This window comes from Thiothrix unzii (assembly GCF_017901175.1).
In the GTDB taxonomy this organism is placed as follows: Bacteria; Pseudomonadota; Gammaproteobacteria; order Thiotrichales; family Thiotrichaceae; genus Thiothrix; species Thiothrix unzii.
Genome location: NZ_CP072793.1, coordinates 2,353,376 through 2,370,455, shown reverse-complemented (window position 1 = coordinate 2,370,455; position 17,080 = coordinate 2,353,376). Strand labels below are relative to the sequence as shown.

The window sequence follows — 17,080 nt, the reverse complement described above, 5'->3', positions numbered from 1 at the left end:
TGAAGAATTGCGTTGAAAAATTGACTTTGCTGTCTTATGTGCGAGGCTATCTTACAGTAACATTACGCACCGCAATAGGGTACAAACGTCCGGCAGCCAATAGCACTTGCCGGGTTTATGGTAAAACGAATACGGTTAGTATCAGTGGATATACAACTTTCAGGGCGCGTCGGGCGCGTCAAACCTTCACCTACACTGGCAATCACTGCACTGGCAGCGCAGCTTAAAGCGTCTGGTCGCGACATTATCGGTCTTGGGGCGGGTGAACCCGATTTCGATACCCCGGATCACATTAAACAGGCCGGGATTGAAGCCATCCAACAAGGTGAAACCCGTTATACCGCCGTTGACGGCACGCCGAAGTTAAAACAAGCGATTATCCGCAAGTTTAAACGCGATAACGGTCTGGATTTCACCGCGAAACAAATTCTGGTGTCGTGCGGTGGTAAGCAAAGTTTTTATAACTTGTGCCAAGCCATGCTGGATGCCGGTGATGAAGTCATTATTCCCGCGCCGTACTGGGTTTCTTACCCCGATATGGTGTTGCTGGCAGATGGAACACCTGTAATCGTGGCGGCTGGGCAGGCGGAAAATTTCAAGTTATCGCCCGCGCAACTCGAAGCAGCGATTACCCCTAAAACCCGTTTGTTTGTGATTAATAGCCCGTCAAATCCTACCGGCGTGGCGTACACCTTCGACGAGTTGGCTGCATTGGGCGAAGTATTGCGTCGTCATCCGCAGGTGTTGATCGCGACGGATGATATGTACGAACACGTGTTGTTTGAAGGCAGAAAGTTCGTCAATATTCTCAATGCCTGCCCGGATTTGTACGAGCGCACCATTGTGCTTAACGGGGTTTCCAAAGCTTATTCCATGACTGGCTGGCGGATTGGTTACGCGGGCGGCCCAGAAAAACTGATCCAAGCAATGAGCATGGTGCAGTCACAAAGCACTTCTAATCCAACTTCCATTTCGCAATACGCAGCAGCAATCGCGCTGGATGGCGATCAAAGCTTCATTCAAACGATGGTGGCAGCTTTTGAACAGCGTCATGCATTTGTATTGCAAGCGTTTAACGCGATGGATGGGGTGGAATGCTTGCCTGCTGACGGCACGTTCTACAGCTTCCCGAATGTGGAAGGCATGATTAAACGTTTAGGCTTAAATAATGACGCGGAATTAGCGAGTTATTTGCTCGATAAAACCGGCGTGGCAGTTGTGCCGGGTTCGGCGTTTGGTTTGGAAGGACATATTCGCATTTCCTTCGCTACCAGCATGGCAAACTTAGAAAATGCACTGGCACGGATCGCTTCCGTTTAAACACGAGTCCATGCGTTTAGGAAATCCTCACCCAGCCATCACTTAACAGGGAATGGCTGGGTGGAGGTGTTTCTTATGCGTCTTCTAGAGCGTAAGGTAAATCCAGCACCTTGACGCTAAATTCACCGAAATGCAGCGGTGTTGCCGCTTCGGCAATCTTCATCACTACCAATGCTTCGACTTCACCATCGGGGTTGAGTGTCGCATTCAGTACGGTGGCGGCTTCCGGGTCATTGGCAGAGGCAATTAACGCGCCCACCGCTGGCACTTTAATGCAATGCGGAATGCCGATTCGGTACATTTGGCGTTTGCTTTTACCCAAATATTTTAACCGCGCGACGATTTCCTGACCGGGGAAACAGCCTTTGGTAAAGCTGACTCCATTGGTCAAATGCATATTAAGCATTTGCGGAACCCATGCTTCCGTACTGGCTTGCGAAACCATCGGCACACCGGAAAGCACGTTGAAATACTCCCAACTGCTGCGCCCGACGCACGCCGAATTCACATTCAAGCGTTCCCAGAGTTTTTTGGCTTCGCTTAATTCACCCAAAATCTTGAAACGCGGAATCGGCGCAGGTTGACGCATAATGGTCAATTGATTGACTTGCACGGTGTCGTAGGCCGCCGCTGGAGCAACGCCAAACAGATCGTGCAAGCGTTGATTACCATCCGGCGCGGCATAACCAAAATGCACCAAGGACGTGCTGGCATCTTCCAGCACGACTTTGGAGCGCATCACATACATCCGCAAGCGTTTCAGCATCGGTTCGAGTAAATCACGCGCAACGCTCAGGTAGTAAACACCCCGGCGTTGCGTGATGAAAAACGTTGCCAATGCCCGACCCTTGGGGGTGCAATAAGCACTGAACTGCGACATGCTTTCAGACACTTGCTTGATGTCGTTGGTTAATTGACCTTGCAAAAAACTCGTCGCATCGTCACCGCTTACGCTGATTAAACCAAAGTGTGAAAGATCACACAGAATCGCGCCTTGCGGTGGGATACGGCGTTCACGTTCAGGGTTGCCGAAGGATACGAGTGAATCACCCGCAAATTCCGCACCGTGACCAATCAGAAAATCTTTCCATTCTGGTTTCATAGCGATTATTTCTTCTCAGCAGGTTTTTCTTCTGCCTTTTTCTCTTCCGGTTTAGCGTCAGCTTTTTTGTCATCAGCTTTAGCTTCTGCCGGTTTTTCTTCAGGCAGGGTGATTTTTACGTCAGCTTTAGCACGCAATTCATCCATATACTTGAGCATTTTTTCCTGCTCCAGTTGGCGTTGTAATTGCGGTTTTACGCTGTCGAATTCCGGTGCTTTCACTTCGCGGCGTTCTTCTAATTTGATGACGTGCCAGCCGAATTCAGTTTGTACCGGCTCTTTCGTTACCGCGCCCGGTTCCATTGCTGCCACCGCTTCTGCGAAAGGCTTCACCATGGAAGCAGGCTTGAACCAGCCTAAATCACCGCCGTTCGCCGCTGATGGGCCATCAGAAGATTTTTTCGCCAAGTCAGCAAAGTCTACTTTGTTTTCCAAATCCTTGATGACACCTTGGGCTTCTTCCTTGGTTTTCATCAGGATATGACGTGCTTTGTATTCGTATTTGTCGCCAGCGGTAATTTGCTTGTCGTAAGCGGCTTTCAGTTCATCATCAGTATGTTTGAAAGAACCTGCTTTTTCCTGTGTCCATGCATTCAACACCAGTTTATCGGTGAAATCTTTCACCTTTTGTTTGATGTCTTCGCGCTCTGCCAAACCGGATTTGTTGGCTTCCTGGCGGGCAAGTTCGGTAATGATCAGGTCTTCCAGAATGGTTTTGTTGTCAATGGTTTCGCCGCCTTGAGTCGAACGCTTGACCATTTCAACGACAGTATTCAGGGTTTCTTTGGAGATAGCTTGACCATTGACGGTAGCGACGTTGGTGTCTTCTGCGTGCAGATTGCTCGCCATTAAGCTAAAACCCAACAGCCCAGAGATCAAGATTTTGTTAGTTTTGATGCGCATTGTTTTAGTTTTCCTCTATTGTTTAAGGTAAGACTTTTTTGAAAGGTTTGACGGTAACTCGTTGATAAACACCAGCGTCCCGGTAAGGGTCGGCTTCTGCCCAAGTTTGAGCGGCTTCCAGCGAGTCGAATTCGGCAATAATAACGCTGCCACTGAAACCCGCTTCGCCAGGGTCGGTAGCATCAATCGCTGGATTAGGCCCAGCAACCAGTAAACGCCCCGCATCGCGTAACGCAAACAGCCGTTCCAAATGTGCCGGGCGTGCGGCTAAGCGTGCGGCTAAGCTGTTTTCAACATCTTCGCCAATAATGACATATAACATAACCCAAGCGTCCTTAACGTTTTGTAACTATTCGGTGTCGTTGGTGGCGTATTTTTGCAGGTACAGCACTTGTGCAATGATAAACACGAAGGTCAGCCCCAATACCCCAAACATTTTGAAATCAACCCAGAAATCTTCACTGAAGTTATAGGCAACAATCAAATTTACAACCCCTACGAATGCAAAGAAACCTGCCCACATCCAGTTTACTTGTACCCAAATCGCCGCAGGCACTTGAATCGCGTTGCCCATCATGCGCTCTGCTAAGGTTTTGCGTGCGCCGACGTACAGGCTGCCGATAAAGGCCAGCGCGAATGCCCAGTTGATAATGCTCACTTTCCACTTGATAAACAGCGCGTCTTTCAGGAATAAGGTGAGCGTGCCAAACACCAGCAATACCGCGAGGGTAATCAGGTGCATCTTCTCGAAACGACGGTGGATGATAAAATACAGCACATTCTGCAATACAGTCGCTAGAATAATTACCAAGGTTGCCAGCAAGATGGCATCTTTGGGTTCAGCTTGATTTAACGACATCAGCGGAAGCTGGTTGGCGGCGGCAATCCACGTAGGCGGCAAGTCACCAAAGAACTTGTAAACGATAAAGAAGAGCGCAACCGGGAAAAAGTCAAACAGGAACTTCATACGTATTGGTATAATCGGTTAAAGTCACCCATTCTAAACGATAATTGAACAATGAGTCAGTATTTTCAAATTCATCCCGAAAACCCCCAGGTGCGCTTAGTACGTCAGGCGGTTCAAATCATCCGCGACGGTGGCGTTGTGGTATTTCCAACCGATTCCAGTTACGCGATTGGCTGTAGCTTGGGTAATAAATCAGCAATGGAGCGTATTCAGCGCATTCGCCGCGTCGACAATAAGCACAATTTCACCCTGATTTGCCGCGATTTGTCAGAAATTTCCACTTACGCGATTGTGGATAATATCAACTACCGTCTGATTAAATCATTAACACCGGGGCCTTATACCTTTATCCTGCAAGCGACCCGCGAAGTGCCACGGCGGTTGCAAAACCCCAAACGTAAAACGGTAGGGGTACGTTTGCCTGAGCATATTGTGACGCAGACCTTGTTGCAGGAGCTTAACGAGCCGTTGATGTCGAGCACCCTGATTTTACCGGGCGAGGATTTGCCGATGATTGACCCTTACCAAATCCGTTTGTCGTTGGAACATCAGGTGGATTTGATTATTGACGGCGGTTTCTGTGGGCATGAACCCACTACGGTGGTCGATTTGATGGAGGCACGCCCGCAAGTGCTGCGCGAAGGCAAGGGCAGTATTGACTGGCTAGTGGAGCATTAAGCATGGATTTTGATCTGAATACCTTTATGTATGGGTTGGCGACTTGGGCGATTCCTGTCCTGTTTGCGATTACCCTGCATGAGGTGGCTCACGGTTGGGTGGCGCATAAGCTCGGTGACAGTACCGCAAAAATGCTGGGGCGATTGTCGTTAAATCCGATTAAACACGTTGACCCGATTGGAACCGTGGCTGTGCCTGCGGTGCTATTGTTGATAAATGCGCCATTTTTATTTGGTTGGGCAAAGCCAGTGCCGGTGAATTTTCGGAACTTGAAAAATTACCGCAAAGACATGATTTTGGTGGCAGCGGCAGGGCCGGGCGCGAACCTGATTATGGCGATTTTATGGATGCTGGCCTTATCATTTTCGGCAAGCTGGATTGGTGATGAGAATATCGCACGCGGTTTCATGGATATGAGCCGTAACGGGGTCGTAATCAATTTGGTGTTGTTGGTGTTTAATTTATTACCGATTCCACCGCTGGATGGCGGGCGCGTATTGTCCGGGGTATTGCCACCGAGTCTATCGCGGGTGATGGATCAGGTGGAGCCTTACGGTATGATTATCGTGGTGGCCTTGCTGTATTTCGGGGTTCTGAGTGCAGTTATGTCGCCGTTGGTGGCTTCATTAGCCGCATTGTTAGGGCACATTTTCCTGTAACTGTTTGTCATTTTTAGTTAAAACACATAACACAAGGTATTAGCGTGAGTAGTACGCCTTCACACAATCAGCGCGTCGTTTCGGGGATGCGCCCAACGGGTTTGTTGCATCTGGGGCATTATCACGGTGTCCTGAAAAACTGGGTGGAAATGCAGCTTAATTACGAGTGCTTTTTCTTTGTTGCCGATTGGCACGCGCTGACAACCCATTACGAAAAACCGGACGGCATTTCCCAACACGTCGAAGACATGGCGATTGACTGGCTGGCAGCGGGCATTAGCCCCAGTTCGGCAACGATGTTTACTCAATCGCACGTGCCGGAACACGCGGAATTGCATTTGTTATTGTCGATGATTACCCCGCTGGGTTGGTTGGAACGTGTCCCGACTTACAAAGATCAGCAGGAAAAACTCAAAGAGCGCGATTTAGCGACTTACGGTTTCTTGGGCTACCCATTGCTGCAATCGGCGGATATTTTGATCTATAAAGCGGATCGTGTGCCGGTGGGTGAAGATCAGGTAGCACACATTGAGCTGACCCGCGAAGTGGCGCGGCGTTTCAACCACCTTTACGGGCGCGAAGTCGGTTTTGAAGAAAAAGCCGAACAAGCCGCCACTAAAATGGGCAAGAAACAAGCCAAAATGTACCGTGATTTGCGCCGCCAATACCAAGAAAAAGGCGATGGCGAAGCGTTGGAAGTTGGGCGGGCGTTACTGGAATCACAGCAAAACCTGTCGTTGGGTGATCGTGAACGCTTGTTTGGTTATTTGGAAGGCTCCGGAAAAATCATCCTGCCTGAACCGCAAGCCGCGTTAACCAAAGCCTCGAAAATGCCGGGATTGGATGGGCAGAAAATGTCCAAGTCCTACAACAATACCATTGCCTTGCGCGAATCACCGGAAAACGTCGAAAAGAAAATCCGCACCATGCCGACTGATCCGGCACGTTGCCGCCGTACTGATCCCGGTGATCCGGCTAAGTGCCCGGTATGGCAGTTCCACGAAATTTACTCCGATGAAACCACCAAGCAATGGGTGCAGGAAGGTTGTCGCAGTGCGGGTATTGGTTGCATTGAGTGCAAACAGCCAGTGATCCAAGCGGTACAAACTGAGCTTGCACCGATTCAGCGACGGGCGGCGGACTTTGAAGAAGATCGTGGGCGGGTGCGCGATATTTTACGTGACGGTGCGGAAGCCGCTCGTCAAGTGGCACGGGAAACCTTGGCCGATGTCATGGAAGCGATGTGCTTTACGCATCATTTGTGATGAGAGAGGGGACGCAAACCGAGATACCACTGGCGATTGTACGTGGTGAGAAAGTCATCACCATGCCCGAGGATTTATACATTCCACCGGACGCGCTGGCGGTATTTCTGGAAGCGTTTGAAGGCCCGTTGGATTTGCTGCTGTATTTGATTCGGCGGCAAAACTTCGATGTTTGCGACATCCCGATTGCGCACATTACTGAGCAATACATCGCCTACGTCGAGTTGATGAAAGAGTTTAACCTCGATTTGGCGGCGGAATATTTGCTGATGGCGGCGATGCTGGCAGAAATCAAATCGCGCTTGTTATTGCCGCGCCAAGCCGCATTGGTGGAAGAGGAAGACGACCCGCGTGCGCAATTAATGCGCCAGTTGCAGGAATACGAGCAGTGTAAACACGCCGCTGCCGAGCTGGACACCTTACCGCGTCTGGAACGTGAGCATTGGGTGACGCATACCACAGCGGATTTTCCGCAAGCTCCGCGCCCGCCGCCGCAAGTGTCGTTACGAGAATTATTGCTGGCGTTTCAGGATGTGTTGAAGCGTGCGGATATGTTTAGCCATCATCAAATCCGCCGCGAACAGTTGTCGATCCGTGAGCGTATGACACACATTTTGAGTTTGTTGCAAGAGCGCGGTTATGTGCCTTTCGTGGATTTATTCAATGTTGAGGAGGGGCGGCGCGGCGTAGTCGTGGCGTTAATGGCGGTGCTGGAATTGCTCAAAGCGCACCTGATTGACGCGGTGCAAGGCGATGAGGCGTATGCGGCATTTTACATACGCCCCGCGAGCAGCGATTATTTTTGACTTTCCAACATACCTAAGCGGGTCAGGACTTTTTTGTAGGTGCTGAGAACTTCGGGCATCAGGGTGCGCTGGATATAGTCCAGCACCCATTTGCGATCACGGGGCCCCACCGCTTCTGCGATGAAATTACCGAACGCCAAACTCATTGAAAAACCCGGTTCCTGCCCGACTTTGCCCCAAGTGGTGTCGGCGTAATCTTCCATGCGCTGATTGAGCTTGTTGATGAACGGGTTGCGGTAATCGCCGGGGCCGCCAAAATCACGCGCATTATCTTGCACATGATCCGCGATTTTCAGCGCGAACATCGTGATCATCGCCGCACGGTCTTCATCATTCAGCACGTCGTGAGCGATGCGGTCGAGGACGTGAATCATGAACGCCATGATTTCTTCCATGATCATCACTCGCTGCATTTGGGTGTCGGTCTGGAAATTCTCGTTCTCGATTTCCACCAGGGTCTGCATCCCGATTTTCCAGGTATTAAACGCCAGCACACTGACGGTATCTTCTAACGAAACTTCACGTTCCTGCTTATTCCACTTGGTTTTCAGGCGTATGCGCACTGGGGGTTCCTCTTTCCAAAACGAATCTGTGCGGCATTATAGGGGCAGCTTGTGCTGCGTGCTACAATCCTTGCAACAGCAACGGATTACAGAAACCCCAGTGATTTTTAGTGATACCACAGCAGATTCGCCCCCCGCACTTGCTGCCAATGCTTTTTGCGTAAACAGATTATCACGCTGGATAAAAATTTGGATGAGTTACAGGTGGTGATTGAGGCGAAAGAGCGGGAGATGAATGCGGTGGTTTATGGGTTGCATGGGTTGACGCGGGAGAATATTGCTCAGGTGGAGCGGGGTTAAATGATGAAGAATGAATTAGAGTATTTGCTGCAAACAGACTTGATTGATACTGTTGAAAATAAATGGGGTAATGAAACTTGGACTATCGTTGATAAAAGATTTCATGAGGAAAATACTTATGGTTGCTTCTCTTGCGCATTTATACCATGGGATGAAATTCATGTTTCACTAGGTAAATATAGCTTTGATTTTTATACAGAGCAGTCTAAGCCAGACTACTGGGTTTCAAAGAAGGATGGGGAGGAATACATTGAGTATGAGTATTTCATGGATTTTGATTCAGTAAAGCCTTTAATCATACATAGAGATTTCTTCGATATAAAACCTGCAAGAATAGAAGTTCTTGAAGAGTTTCGCTTGTTTCATAATTTATATTATGATGATAAGAGTAATAAATATATTAAGATCATTGAAGGCGGTGAGGAGATTGATGCGATTATTATTAATGATGGTGAAATAAAAGTAAAAACAAAGCTGATCATTGAGTTTATATCAATAAAAAATACATGTTTTGTAATGTGCTGTGATAATGGAAGATATTCTCATGAAAGTATTTCTAACTACTCATCTGATCAATGTGATTTTGAAGTTAAAGCAGATAATTTAATATATGCAAGATACATAAGGGATGATGTTTATAGTTCTCATGGATACATCGCTTTTTCACGTTTTTTAGCAAAAAAGGTTATTTATCCTGTTAGTGTAAAAAAAGCCATTAGTTTTTTTATAAAAAAAGAGAAGAATTATCAGGATTTCATTATCGGTGAAAGTACTACCGGTGAAGTCATTAAACATAAGTAATTATCCAAAAGTTATCGTGTATTTTTCGCCAAAGCCAGCCAGTATAGCTAACACCAGTTCCTTCATGTCCTTGTAGCTTTTATAGGCATCCAGCGGCAACCATTCATATTTGATTTTTCGCCAGAGTATTTCGATAGGATTGAGTTCAGGGCTGTAGGTTGGCAAAAAATGTAAGCAAATTCCCGCCAACATCCAATCTTCACGTTTACCAAGAAAGGCTTTGCTGGTTTGTATCGGGGCGTTATCCAGAATAACCAAGCAAGGTATTTTTGTTTGTGCAAATTCTTCGGCATAACGGTCAGCAAAGGCATTAAAGGCGGCGATGGCAGCTTGTGAGTCAACGCGCCCTTCCACCGTGTGGAAAAAACTATCGTTGTCTAGGCTCATAAAACCCAAGACATTCAAGCGTTTGCTCTGAGCTGTGAGTAGCCTGCGTGTTTCCCCCGTTTCTGCCACCCGTAAGGGACGCAAGGAGTTGTGGTAAAACCTGAACCATCGAAGTAGTAAATAAGCAACTTGCCAGCCGCCGCTTGCTGGTGGAGTAATGCTTGAATTTCCTGCTCACGCTTGAAAGCCACGGGGTCACGTTTATCTTTCAATGAGTTACGCATCCGCTTCCAGAGGTAGTGGAACTTTTTTTTAACAGGCGTTTCAAGGTGCTGGTACTGGCTACTTTCTGGGTTAGATCAGCCAGTTTGGTTTGAGCCGTCTTGATTTGGCGTGGCTCTTCGTCCACTAGGGTTTTCAACAACGCTACTTCAGCTTCTGTGTATATCCGGGGGCAACCAGAGCGGGGACGGTCGTAAAGTCCCAGCAGCCCTTCATGTTCCCAGCGGTCGAGCCACTCACTGATGGCATCGCGCCGTACATCCAAGATTGACCACAGTTCCGCAAGGGTAAAGCCGCGTGTACTCAACAAAATTGCTTGCGCACGTTGACGACAGCGGAATGTAGGGTGGTTCATATACATTTCCTGCAAGGTCACGCGGATTTCTTCAGGGATCGGCTGGGCAAATTTCATCGGTGCGGACATTCTTAAGTGACAAACTACCAGTTTACACCAGCAGGATCTTATACGTGGAAACTTCTAGCTAGTTACTTATTCCCACTATGATTGCCACATTGGAAACCATGATCAGTGATCTTCAGCAGGCTGAACGCAATTGAAGACGGTGAAACTATAGCGTCTCACAATCCTTCAACTGAATAATATTCCCCAAGTGCTTGGTCTTCTCGTAATGCCGCTTATCTGCCGTAACAAGTATGGCATCGTTACACATGGCCATTGCATGGAAGACACTATCGTAAATGGAAGGATAGCCGCTTTGTGGATGACCTTGTTGGGTGATTTCGATGGCTTTTTTCATTTCCGCCCGTGTGAGTGTCCGCAATGGCAATAAGTGACGGGTTTGAAAATCCAGCAACTGGCTAACAAAATCAATCGGTACGTGATAGTGGTTAGCTGTGCTGATTACTTCCAAATACAATAAATCCGGTGCTTGCAGATTAAACTCACGATTAGTGGCGCGAGCAAAGAGCACTAACGCCTGTTCGCTATCGGCTTCTTCCAAATACAGCTTGTTGAAAACAGAGGTGTCAATGATCAACGATTTCACGGTTGCGGCTCCGGTTGATGCCTTGCTGCCAAATATTCTCCCCGTTCTTGACGAATATGACGCAAGGTTTCAACCGAGTCGTGATCGACTTTAAAGCGGGTGAGGTTCTGTAACATGGCGAGTGCTTGTTGACGATGCCAGTTCTCCAGAGCTTGCTGGATGGCTTCGGCAACAAAGCGGGCGCGTTCTCCCTTGGGGATGGTGTTGTCCAGTTGATCTTTTAGTGTGTTGTCTATGGTAATACTAATACGCTGCATAGTGCTTACTCCTGAGTAATACTATTAGTGAGTATAGCGTGACATGACTGGCCTATCATCAACGAAACGGCGGAAATCCATCAAAAAACGGGGCAAACCCAAAGTCTGGCTCCGGTAGCTGGAAGCTTTTCAACCATGCTTTAAGATTTTTCACATCTTTAAACTGCCGCAGATCTTGCTGGATACGTTTAATCTCGGCCTGCATCGTTTGAAGGTCTTGCTTGAGTAACATCGCAAGGCGTTTGGGTGAAAGCGGTTCAAACGGTGGAATCTGTACCATCATGCGGATTTGATCTTCTTTGAGCATGACTTCTTCTTGTAATTCAGCCAGTTGGTCACTGAGGACTTTGTTGTAATGCTTGAGGCGTTCGGCACTCAGGCTGCTGAGTTTGCTTTGGTCGATTTGCTCAACCGCGAGCTGCAATTCCAGCAGTTTCAGCAAGTCTTTATTGCCGTAAGCGACGGTCACTTGTTGCATCAATTCGGTTTTGCGTTCGCGTTCTACCGGGTCTTGCTCGCGGTCGGGGTGCAAGGCACTGGTGAGTTGGCGGTAAACGGCTTGGATGGATTTGCTGACATTGGCGGCTTCTTCCGCATCCTTGGCTTCTTTTGCCAGTTGTTTGGCGGATTTTTTGCGTTGGGGGAGGACAGCAGCAGCGGCTTCTGCCTCGGCTTCGCGTTGTTTGACCTTTTCGGCGAGGCGTTCGGCGGTTGCCTGCGGGTTTGTCAGGTCGAAGTCATCGTCGTCTAAGGTTACACCGAATTCGCTTTCGAGCATGGATTTCATGAACTCGTTTGCCATCATTTGTTCTTCTTCCGCTTCGGTATCGTAGTCGCTGGCGGTGTATTTGTTATACATGGCTTTCAATTCGTCGTTGTCGCCACTGCGTAGCAATTCTTCGCAGAGTTCCACGATGAGGTGCGTGAGTTTTTCTTGTTGGTTTTTGGTGAATTTATTGGCGGTGAATTGCTGATCCAGCAGGTGCGCCATTGCCGTTTGCTGTTCCTTCATGCTTTGTTTTAACGGTTCTAATTTGTCGACGGCATCGGTGCGGCAACGCTCGAAGGTTTCCTGCCATTCTGCAAGCAGTTGTTTTTGTGCGTCGATTTTTTTAATCAGGGTGTTGAATTTCTTTTGCGCGGGCGACAATACGGCTTGTGCGGGCGCGGTTTTGATATGAACAACTTTTTTAGCGGGCATGGAGTCTTCCTGACAGGGTTTTGCGGTTAGTGTGGCATTAGGTGCGGCTTTGTTCCAGTATGCTGTGGAGAAATTCAGGAGATTGCGATGATTGAAGCGAATACCCGTGCTTTTCGTGCCGCGACGTTGGCGTTGTGCCTTGGTTCGGCGATGATTTTTGCTAATTTGCATGTGGTGCAGTCGTTGTTGCCGACACTGGCGCAACAATTCCATCTGACGGAATTGGAGGCAAGTTGGAGTTTGACGATTACCATTTTGACGCTGGGTTTATCGTTGTTGGTGTATGGGCCATTGTCGGATGCGATTGGGCGTAAACCGATCATGGTGGTGACGATGGCGGGTGCGGTGTTGACGACATTGGCATTGTCGCAGGTGGAAAGTTACACGGGTTTGTTGGTGTTGCGCGGGTTGCAGGGTTTGTTTTTGGGCGGGCTGCCTGCGATTGCGATTGCGTACATGGGCGATGAATTTACCCGAAAAGCGGTGGTGTTGGCGGTGGGGGTGTATATCAGTGCGAACAGTCTCGGCGGGGTGACGGGGCGCATGGTAGGTGGTTTCGTGGGGGAACATTTCGGTTGGGCGGCGGCGTTTGGGGCAATGGGGGTGCTGAGTGCGGTGTTGCTGGTGGTGTTTGTGTGGCTATTGCCGAAGTCGCAGAATTTTCACCCGAAGCCGTTGCATCCGCTACACATTGCGCGGGATATGGGCGGGCATTTGCGTAATCCGGTATTGCTGGTGGCATTTTTGATTGCGGGCGGTAACTTTATGATTTTCTTGAATCAGTACAGTTACATTACGTTTGTATTGGCGGCTGCACCGTATTATTTGTCGCCGCACGCGCTGGGTTTGCTGTTTTTGACGTATTTGAGCGGCACGTTGGCGGCGGCATTGTCGGGGCGGGTGACGCAGTATTTTTCCGCGCCTGTGGGAATGGGATTGGGGATTGTGTTGTTGATGGGCGGTACGTTGTTGACGCTGATTCCGCACCTGTATGCGATTGTGTGGGGGTTTATGGTGAGCAGTTTGGGTTTTTTCCTGACGCATTCGCTGGCGAGTAGTTGGGTGAGCAATCATGCGTTGCAGGCGCGGGCGAGTGCGTCGTCGTTGTATTTGGTGTTTTATTACATGGGGGCGAGTGTCGGCGGGTTTGTGCTTGCGCCCTTTTGGGCGTGGGAAGGCTGGTTGGGCATTGTGGTGGGGTCGTTGTTGGTTTATAGCCTGACGTTGGGGTGCAGTATGTGGTTATATCGGTGGCAGAAACGGGCAGATGAGCGTAGAGTTTGGGTCTGATTCCTTGTGCCAAATTGGGCGAGTCAGGGGTGATTTTTACTGCTGTGACAATGATTTAAGTTGTATTGATTTAAATCAATTTTGTTTGTGTGTAGAGGCATAGAATGACACTATGAAAACTGTAACCACTTTAATTTTCCTGCTATTTACAACGACACCAAGTTTGGCGGCGGAAGCTGAAGGTGTGCCACCGCCACCTGAAGCGTATTGTAAATGGGAGATGGTCAACTACTCGATTCCAGCGTCATTGTGCGGCTTGAAAGGCGAAGCACCGCGCGGCGAGAAAGTCGTTGCTGATGCGGCTCGCGGGAATTGTTTAGCCTGTCACGAATTGCCGATTAAGGGCGTGGAAGCCTACGGCACGATTGCTCCACCGTTATCGGGTGTTGCTAATCGCTTGTCGGAGGCGCAATTGCGCTTGCGGGTGGTGGATTCGCGCCATTTGAACCCGAATTCGATTATGCCGGGTTTTTACCGAAACCCTAGCCTGATTAATCGCCCCGGCAAAGGCTACGAGGGCAGAACTTTCCTCGCTGCTCAGGATGTGGAAGATGTCATCGCTTACTTGGTAACACTCAAATGATTACACGCACGCTATCGCGCCTGTTGGTGGGCAGTTTATTGTTGCTGGCAGTGTCCGGCTACGCAATGGCGGAAGCCCCTAAACCTGCTAAATCAGGTTATGAATTCGTCAAAGAAGAAACCCGCGCCATGCAGGATGATGAGGTCGAAAACACGGGTTATATTGCGGTTGAGCAAGGGCGCGAGCTGTTTAATCAAAAACCTGCTTCGGGAAAATCATGCGCTAGTTGCCACGGTGAAAAAGGCGAAAAGCTGGACGTGAAAAAACTCGCCCGTTACCCGATTTACGATAAAGCGTTGGGTGGTGTGGTGCGATTGGATGATCGCATTAATATTTGTCGTGAAAAACAATCCGGTGAAACGTCGTTACCCGCATATTCCGCTGAATTAATTGCATTGGAAACGTTTGTGCGTCATTTGGCTATTGGTGAACCTGTCAATGTGCAAACCGATGGTGAAATGGCTGACGTGCTGAAAAAGGGCGAAGAGCTTTATCACATACGGTTTGGTTTGATTGATATGTCGTGCGCCCATTGCCATGATAATTATCCGGGGCAGTTTATTCGCGGGCAAAAGATCAGCCAAGGGCAGGGCAACGGTTTCCCCGCTTACCGTTTGGATACTGGTGAAATGGCGAACCTTGATCTGCGGATTAAGCAGTGTTTGACATTGATGCGTGCCGAACCTTTTGCACCGAATGCGGAAGAAAGTAAGTTGTTGGGGGCGTATATTATGGCACGTTCCAATGGGCTGAAGATTGAAACGCCTGCGATGAGGTATTGATTGTTACGCCGCGAAGTTGCGCAGAAGGCACATGTGGTGCTTCCAAACGTTCAGCCAGTTTCTTTTTGAACTGGGTACGGATAGTGCCATCCAACTTGTGCCATTCTTGCAGGGCACTTTCCTTGAAAGCTAGCTCATAAGTCATCAAGCGTTACCTTGATGCTGGGTTCATTTTCGCGCTCCCTGACTTTTGCCAGCAATTCCAAATTCAGAACTAATAATAGCCTTTTTTGGATGGTTCTGCATCTTCTGGTTAAACTTGGTATCTGCCGTCCATCAGCTTAATAGCACCGATAATGACCAAAACACCTTTGTTTTTTGTTAGGTGACATAGGCTTCCGCCATTCAGGATTACTGGGCAGGCAAAACCTGCGTTTCCAACACCAGAGCAATACCAAGAAGCTTTATCGTGGTCTGAAGGGGAGTCTTTGGAATCTGCCAAAGCTAGGATGGCGTTCGTCCGTCCTTTGGTGGAGGCAATTATCCCGGATATTCAGGGTATTGGGGATAATGCAGCCAAAGCCCAACAATCGTGGAATAATGGGCAATATTTATCAGCAACAGAACATGCAGGTGTTGTGTTGGTCGGCATGGCGGAAAACCTTCCAGCATTGAAAGCAGCCAAGGCAGCAGGGAAAGTCGATAATCTTTTACCAACCCACATTCCAGATGCTACAACACGTGCAGTACAATCTGCGGGTTCAGCAAAGGCGGCAGCAGATATTGCACAGCAAGCTGGACGAGCCAGTGGTGCAGCGGCTGAATTGCGTGTTAATGGGCAGGTATTTACGGATGTTAGTACGGGAGGTGCTGCGCGTGATTTACATCCCAGCGTAAAATCTGGACTTGATCAAGTACCTCTCTCTCAACGTGCACCTTGGCACGGTCATTGTGCAGAAGCAGGCTGTGTAAGCCAAGCATTAGAAGCGGGTGTGAATCCTGCGGGAGGAACAAGTAAGGCAGTCAATATTGGGACATCTGGCAAAGGACACGGAACACCGAAACCAGCCTGCACATCATGCCAACATCTTTTGGATCAGTTTGGAGTCAAACATGATTAATGATGAAATGATTAATCAATACATTGAGCAAATAAAGAGCAAGTTCCCGATAAAAGAACAGCATAGGGAGTTTATGCGGCTTCTCTGCCATTATTTAGCCTCCGTGAATACGCGGCTCCCTGCCGTTGGGCAAGAATCACTAGAAATAGCTCAATCTTATTGGCTTCAAGAGGGGGGGACACCTGAACGAATGGATGCAGCACGTACCCAATGTTGGCAATATTTAGATAACAAGGGAAGCAGCATTGCCATCGGTGACGAAGTTGATACTGCGATGCGGGCAGTTTTGTGCGTATTGTACCCAGTGCCCGCCGATGAAACATTTTCTGTTGAAACAGTGCGTTGGTTTTTCCAACTGCTTAACAGGCTTGGCGATGATCAATCAATTTAATCGACGACACTTAGTGGTAGGGGATACGTGCAACCATTAGACAGTCGAGTAATCCAGTATGCAGAAAGTTACGGTGAATATCAGTTACGCACAAATCGCCGTTTTTGATCCAGCCTTACCCCAACCTTTTAATCATTGGTCTCCAGCACACGCAGCGCAGGGATTTGCTTGGCGAGATGGCAGTGTATCCTTCAGAACACTCAAAGATGTTATGTGCGGCAATATCGTGGTATCTGACGCCGCAACCTTTTCCCCATCACCAAACAGTGTTCGTAGCTTCTTGGTTCCTTTCCGTATACCTGCATCGGGTCAGGTAGAGATTGCCAGCATTGGAGGCAGTATTATTATGAATTTGCCGCAGGGTGAAGTTGCGTTGTATTGCGAAATGTTACCCACCGATATGATTAAGTTTAGCTTTGTGCGGAGAGAGCAAGCAGAGTTTCGGTTGTTACAGGTAGATGATCAACTTTCTCCTAGCTATCCATTGTTGACGACGGCTGAACCTGCGTGAAGTAGGTGGTAGCTGTGGATGAAGC

Annotated in this window: 24 protein-coding genes; 13 read left to right on the top strand and 11 right to left on the bottom strand. The window is 48.6% G+C overall.

What is annotated here, in order from left to right; translation table 11 throughout:
• Nucleotides 1-144: 144 nt before the first annotated feature.
• Nucleotides 145-1,320, top strand: a complete 1,176-nt coding sequence (locus J9260_RS11830) for a pyridoxal phosphate-dependent aminotransferase (protein WP_210217961.1) — start codon at nucleotides 145-147, stop codon at nucleotides 1,318-1,320.
• A gap of 73 nt (nucleotides 1,321-1,393) precedes the next feature.
• Here J9260_RS11830 and ygfZ read toward each other — a convergent pair whose 3' ends face one another.
• From ygfZ to J9260_RS11810, 4 genes are read right to left on the bottom strand one after another with little or no spacing between them, the layout of a single operon-like run.
• Nucleotides 1,394-2,422, bottom strand: a complete 1,029-nt coding sequence (gene ygfZ, locus J9260_RS11825; RefSeq protein WP_210217960.1) for a CAF17-like 4Fe-4S cluster assembly/insertion protein YgfZ — start codon at nucleotides 2,420-2,422, stop codon at nucleotides 1,394-1,396.
• Nucleotides 2,423-2,427: 5 nt separating this feature from the next.
• Nucleotides 2,428-3,324 (bottom strand): peptidylprolyl isomerase, encoded by an 897-nt coding sequence (locus tag J9260_RS11820; protein ID WP_210217959.1) that lies wholly within the window; start codon nucleotides 3,322-3,324, stop codon nucleotides 2,428-2,430.
• Between the two features lie 22 nt (nucleotides 3,325-3,346).
• Nucleotides 3,347-3,646 carry a YciI family protein gene (locus tag J9260_RS11815; RefSeq protein WP_210217958.1) on the bottom strand — a complete coding sequence of 100 codons (300 nt, stop codon included), beginning with the start codon at nucleotides 3,644-3,646 and terminating at the stop codon, nucleotides 3,347-3,349.
• Nucleotides 3,647-3,673: 27 nt separating this feature from the next.
• Nucleotides 3,674-4,291 (bottom strand): septation protein A, encoded by a 618-nt coding sequence (locus tag J9260_RS11810; RefSeq protein WP_210217957.1) that lies wholly within the window; start codon nucleotides 4,289-4,291, stop codon nucleotides 3,674-3,676.
• A gap of 51 nt (nucleotides 4,292-4,342) precedes the next feature.
• On the opposite strand from J9260_RS11810, the gene J9260_RS11805 reads away from it, so the two are divergent.
• Genes J9260_RS11805 through J9260_RS11790 form a run of 4 tightly spaced genes read left to right on the top strand, consistent with a single transcriptional unit; the run spans nucleotide 4,343 to nucleotide 7,699 of the window.
• Nucleotides 4,343-4,969: an L-threonylcarbamoyladenylate synthase gene (locus J9260_RS11805; RefSeq protein WP_210217956.1), complete on the top strand. Its 627-nt coding sequence runs from the start codon at nucleotides 4,343-4,345 to the stop codon at nucleotides 4,967-4,969.
• A 2-nt stretch (nucleotides 4,970-4,971) separates the two neighbouring features.
• A complete protein-coding gene (locus J9260_RS11800; protein WP_210217955.1) occupies nucleotides 4,972-5,628 on the top strand; it encodes a site-2 protease family protein in 657 nt (218 codons plus the stop codon).
• A 44-nt stretch (nucleotides 5,629-5,672) separates the two neighbouring features.
• The gene (locus J9260_RS11795) at nucleotides 5,673-6,893 is read left to right on the top strand and encodes a tryptophan--tRNA ligase (RefSeq protein ID WP_210217954.1); all 1,221 of its coding nucleotides are present in this window, start codon (nucleotides 5,673-5,675) and stop codon (nucleotides 6,891-6,893) included.
• Nucleotides 6,872-7,699, top strand: coding sequence for a segregation and condensation protein A (locus J9260_RS11790; protein ID WP_343231183.1), 828 nt, complete (start codon nucleotides 6,872-6,874; stop codon nucleotides 7,697-7,699). Before J9260_RS11795 ends, J9260_RS11790 begins: the two co-directional genes overlap by 22 nt.
• Here the strand turns inward: J9260_RS11790 and J9260_RS11785 are convergent.
• Nucleotides 7,690-8,262, bottom strand: a complete 573-nt coding sequence (locus J9260_RS11785; RefSeq protein ID WP_210217953.1) for a hypothetical protein — start codon at nucleotides 8,260-8,262, stop codon at nucleotides 7,690-7,692. The two genes, J9260_RS11790 and J9260_RS11785, sit on opposite strands and share 10 nt — an antisense overlap.
• A 156-nt stretch (nucleotides 8,263-8,418) precedes the next feature.
• Between J9260_RS11785 and J9260_RS11780 the strand changes: the two genes are divergently transcribed.
• Nucleotides 8,419-8,562 (top strand): hypothetical protein, encoded by a 144-nt coding sequence (locus tag J9260_RS11780; protein WP_210217952.1) that lies wholly within the window; start codon nucleotides 8,419-8,421, stop codon nucleotides 8,560-8,562.
• Nucleotides 8,563-9,363, top strand: coding sequence for a hypothetical protein (locus J9260_RS11775; protein WP_210217951.1), 801 nt, complete (start codon nucleotides 8,563-8,565; stop codon nucleotides 9,361-9,363).
• Here J9260_RS11775 and J9260_RS11770 read toward each other — a convergent pair whose 3' ends face one another.
• The 5 genes from J9260_RS11770 to J9260_RS11750 all read right to left on the bottom strand — a co-directional run bounded on the left by J9260_RS11770 (nucleotide 9,364) and on the right by J9260_RS11750 (nucleotide 12,437).
• Nucleotides 9,364-9,819 (bottom strand): transposase, encoded by a 456-nt coding sequence (locus tag J9260_RS11770; protein ID WP_210217479.1) that lies wholly within the window; start codon nucleotides 9,817-9,819, stop codon nucleotides 9,364-9,366.
• A 139-nt stretch (nucleotides 9,820-9,958) separates the two neighbouring features.
• Nucleotides 9,959-10,384: a helix-turn-helix domain-containing protein gene (locus J9260_RS11765; protein WP_210217478.1), complete on the bottom strand. Its 426-nt coding sequence runs from the start codon at nucleotides 10,382-10,384 to the stop codon at nucleotides 9,959-9,961.
• 157 nt (nucleotides 10,385-10,541) lie between these two features.
• Nucleotides 10,542-10,979 carry a type II toxin-antitoxin system VapC family toxin gene (locus tag J9260_RS11760; RefSeq protein WP_210217950.1) on the bottom strand — a complete coding sequence of 146 codons (438 nt, stop codon included), beginning with the start codon at nucleotides 10,977-10,979 and terminating at the stop codon, nucleotides 10,542-10,544.
• Complete coding sequence (locus tag J9260_RS11755) at nucleotides 10,976-11,236, bottom strand: hypothetical protein (RefSeq protein WP_202717981.1); 261 nt, start codon at nucleotides 11,234-11,236, stop codon at nucleotides 10,976-10,978. Before J9260_RS11755 ends, J9260_RS11760 begins: the two co-directional genes overlap by 4 nt.
• Before the next feature lie 58 nt (nucleotides 11,237-11,294).
• The gene (locus J9260_RS11750; protein ID WP_210217949.1) at nucleotides 11,295-12,437 is read right to left on the bottom strand and encodes a molecular chaperone DnaJ; all 1,143 of its coding nucleotides are present in this window, start codon (nucleotides 12,435-12,437) and stop codon (nucleotides 11,295-11,297) included.
• 87 nt (nucleotides 12,438-12,524) lie between these two features.
• Between J9260_RS11750 and J9260_RS11745 the strand changes: the two genes are divergently transcribed.
• The 3 genes from J9260_RS11745 to soxA all read left to right on the top strand — a co-directional run bounded on the left by J9260_RS11745 (nucleotide 12,525) and on the right by soxA (nucleotide 15,092).
• A complete protein-coding gene (locus J9260_RS11745) occupies nucleotides 12,525-13,727 on the top strand; it encodes an MFS transporter (protein ID WP_210217948.1) in 1,203 nt (400 codons plus the stop codon).
• Between the two features lie 112 nt (nucleotides 13,728-13,839).
• Nucleotides 13,840-14,310 (top strand): sulfur oxidation c-type cytochrome SoxX, encoded by a 471-nt coding sequence (soxX, locus tag J9260_RS11740; RefSeq protein WP_210217947.1) that lies wholly within the window; start codon nucleotides 13,840-13,842, stop codon nucleotides 14,308-14,310.
• Nucleotides 14,307-15,092 (top strand): sulfur oxidation c-type cytochrome SoxA, encoded by a 786-nt coding sequence (gene soxA / locus J9260_RS11735; protein WP_210217946.1) that lies wholly within the window; start codon nucleotides 14,307-14,309, stop codon nucleotides 15,090-15,092. Before soxX ends, soxA begins: the two co-directional genes overlap by 4 nt.
• Here soxA and J9260_RS11730 read toward each other — a convergent pair.
• Nucleotides 15,040-15,237 (bottom strand): type II toxin-antitoxin system RelE family toxin, encoded by a 198-nt coding sequence (locus tag J9260_RS11730; protein WP_246499418.1) that lies wholly within the window; start codon nucleotides 15,235-15,237, stop codon nucleotides 15,040-15,042. The genes soxA and J9260_RS11730 overlap by 53 nt on opposite strands.
• 283 nt (nucleotides 15,238-15,520) lie before the next feature.
• On the opposite strand from J9260_RS11730, the gene J9260_RS11725 reads away from it, so the two are divergent.
• The 3 genes from J9260_RS11725 to comJ are packed head-to-tail and all read left to right on the top strand — an operon-like array spanning nucleotide 15,521 to nucleotide 17,055.
• Complete coding sequence (locus tag J9260_RS11725) at nucleotides 15,521-16,153, top strand: YwqJ-related putative deaminase (protein ID WP_210217945.1); 633 nt, start codon at nucleotides 15,521-15,523, stop codon at nucleotides 16,151-16,153.
• A complete protein-coding gene (locus J9260_RS11720) occupies nucleotides 16,146-16,544 on the top strand; it encodes a hypothetical protein (RefSeq protein ID WP_210217944.1) in 399 nt (132 codons plus the stop codon). Before J9260_RS11725 ends, J9260_RS11720 begins: the two co-directional genes overlap by 8 nt.
• Before the next feature lie 58 nt (nucleotides 16,545-16,602).
• A complete protein-coding gene (gene comJ, locus J9260_RS11715; protein ID WP_210217943.1) occupies nucleotides 16,603-17,055 on the top strand; it encodes a competence protein ComJ in 453 nt (150 codons plus the stop codon).
• The last annotated feature ends 25 nt before the right edge of the window (nucleotides 17,056-17,080 follow it).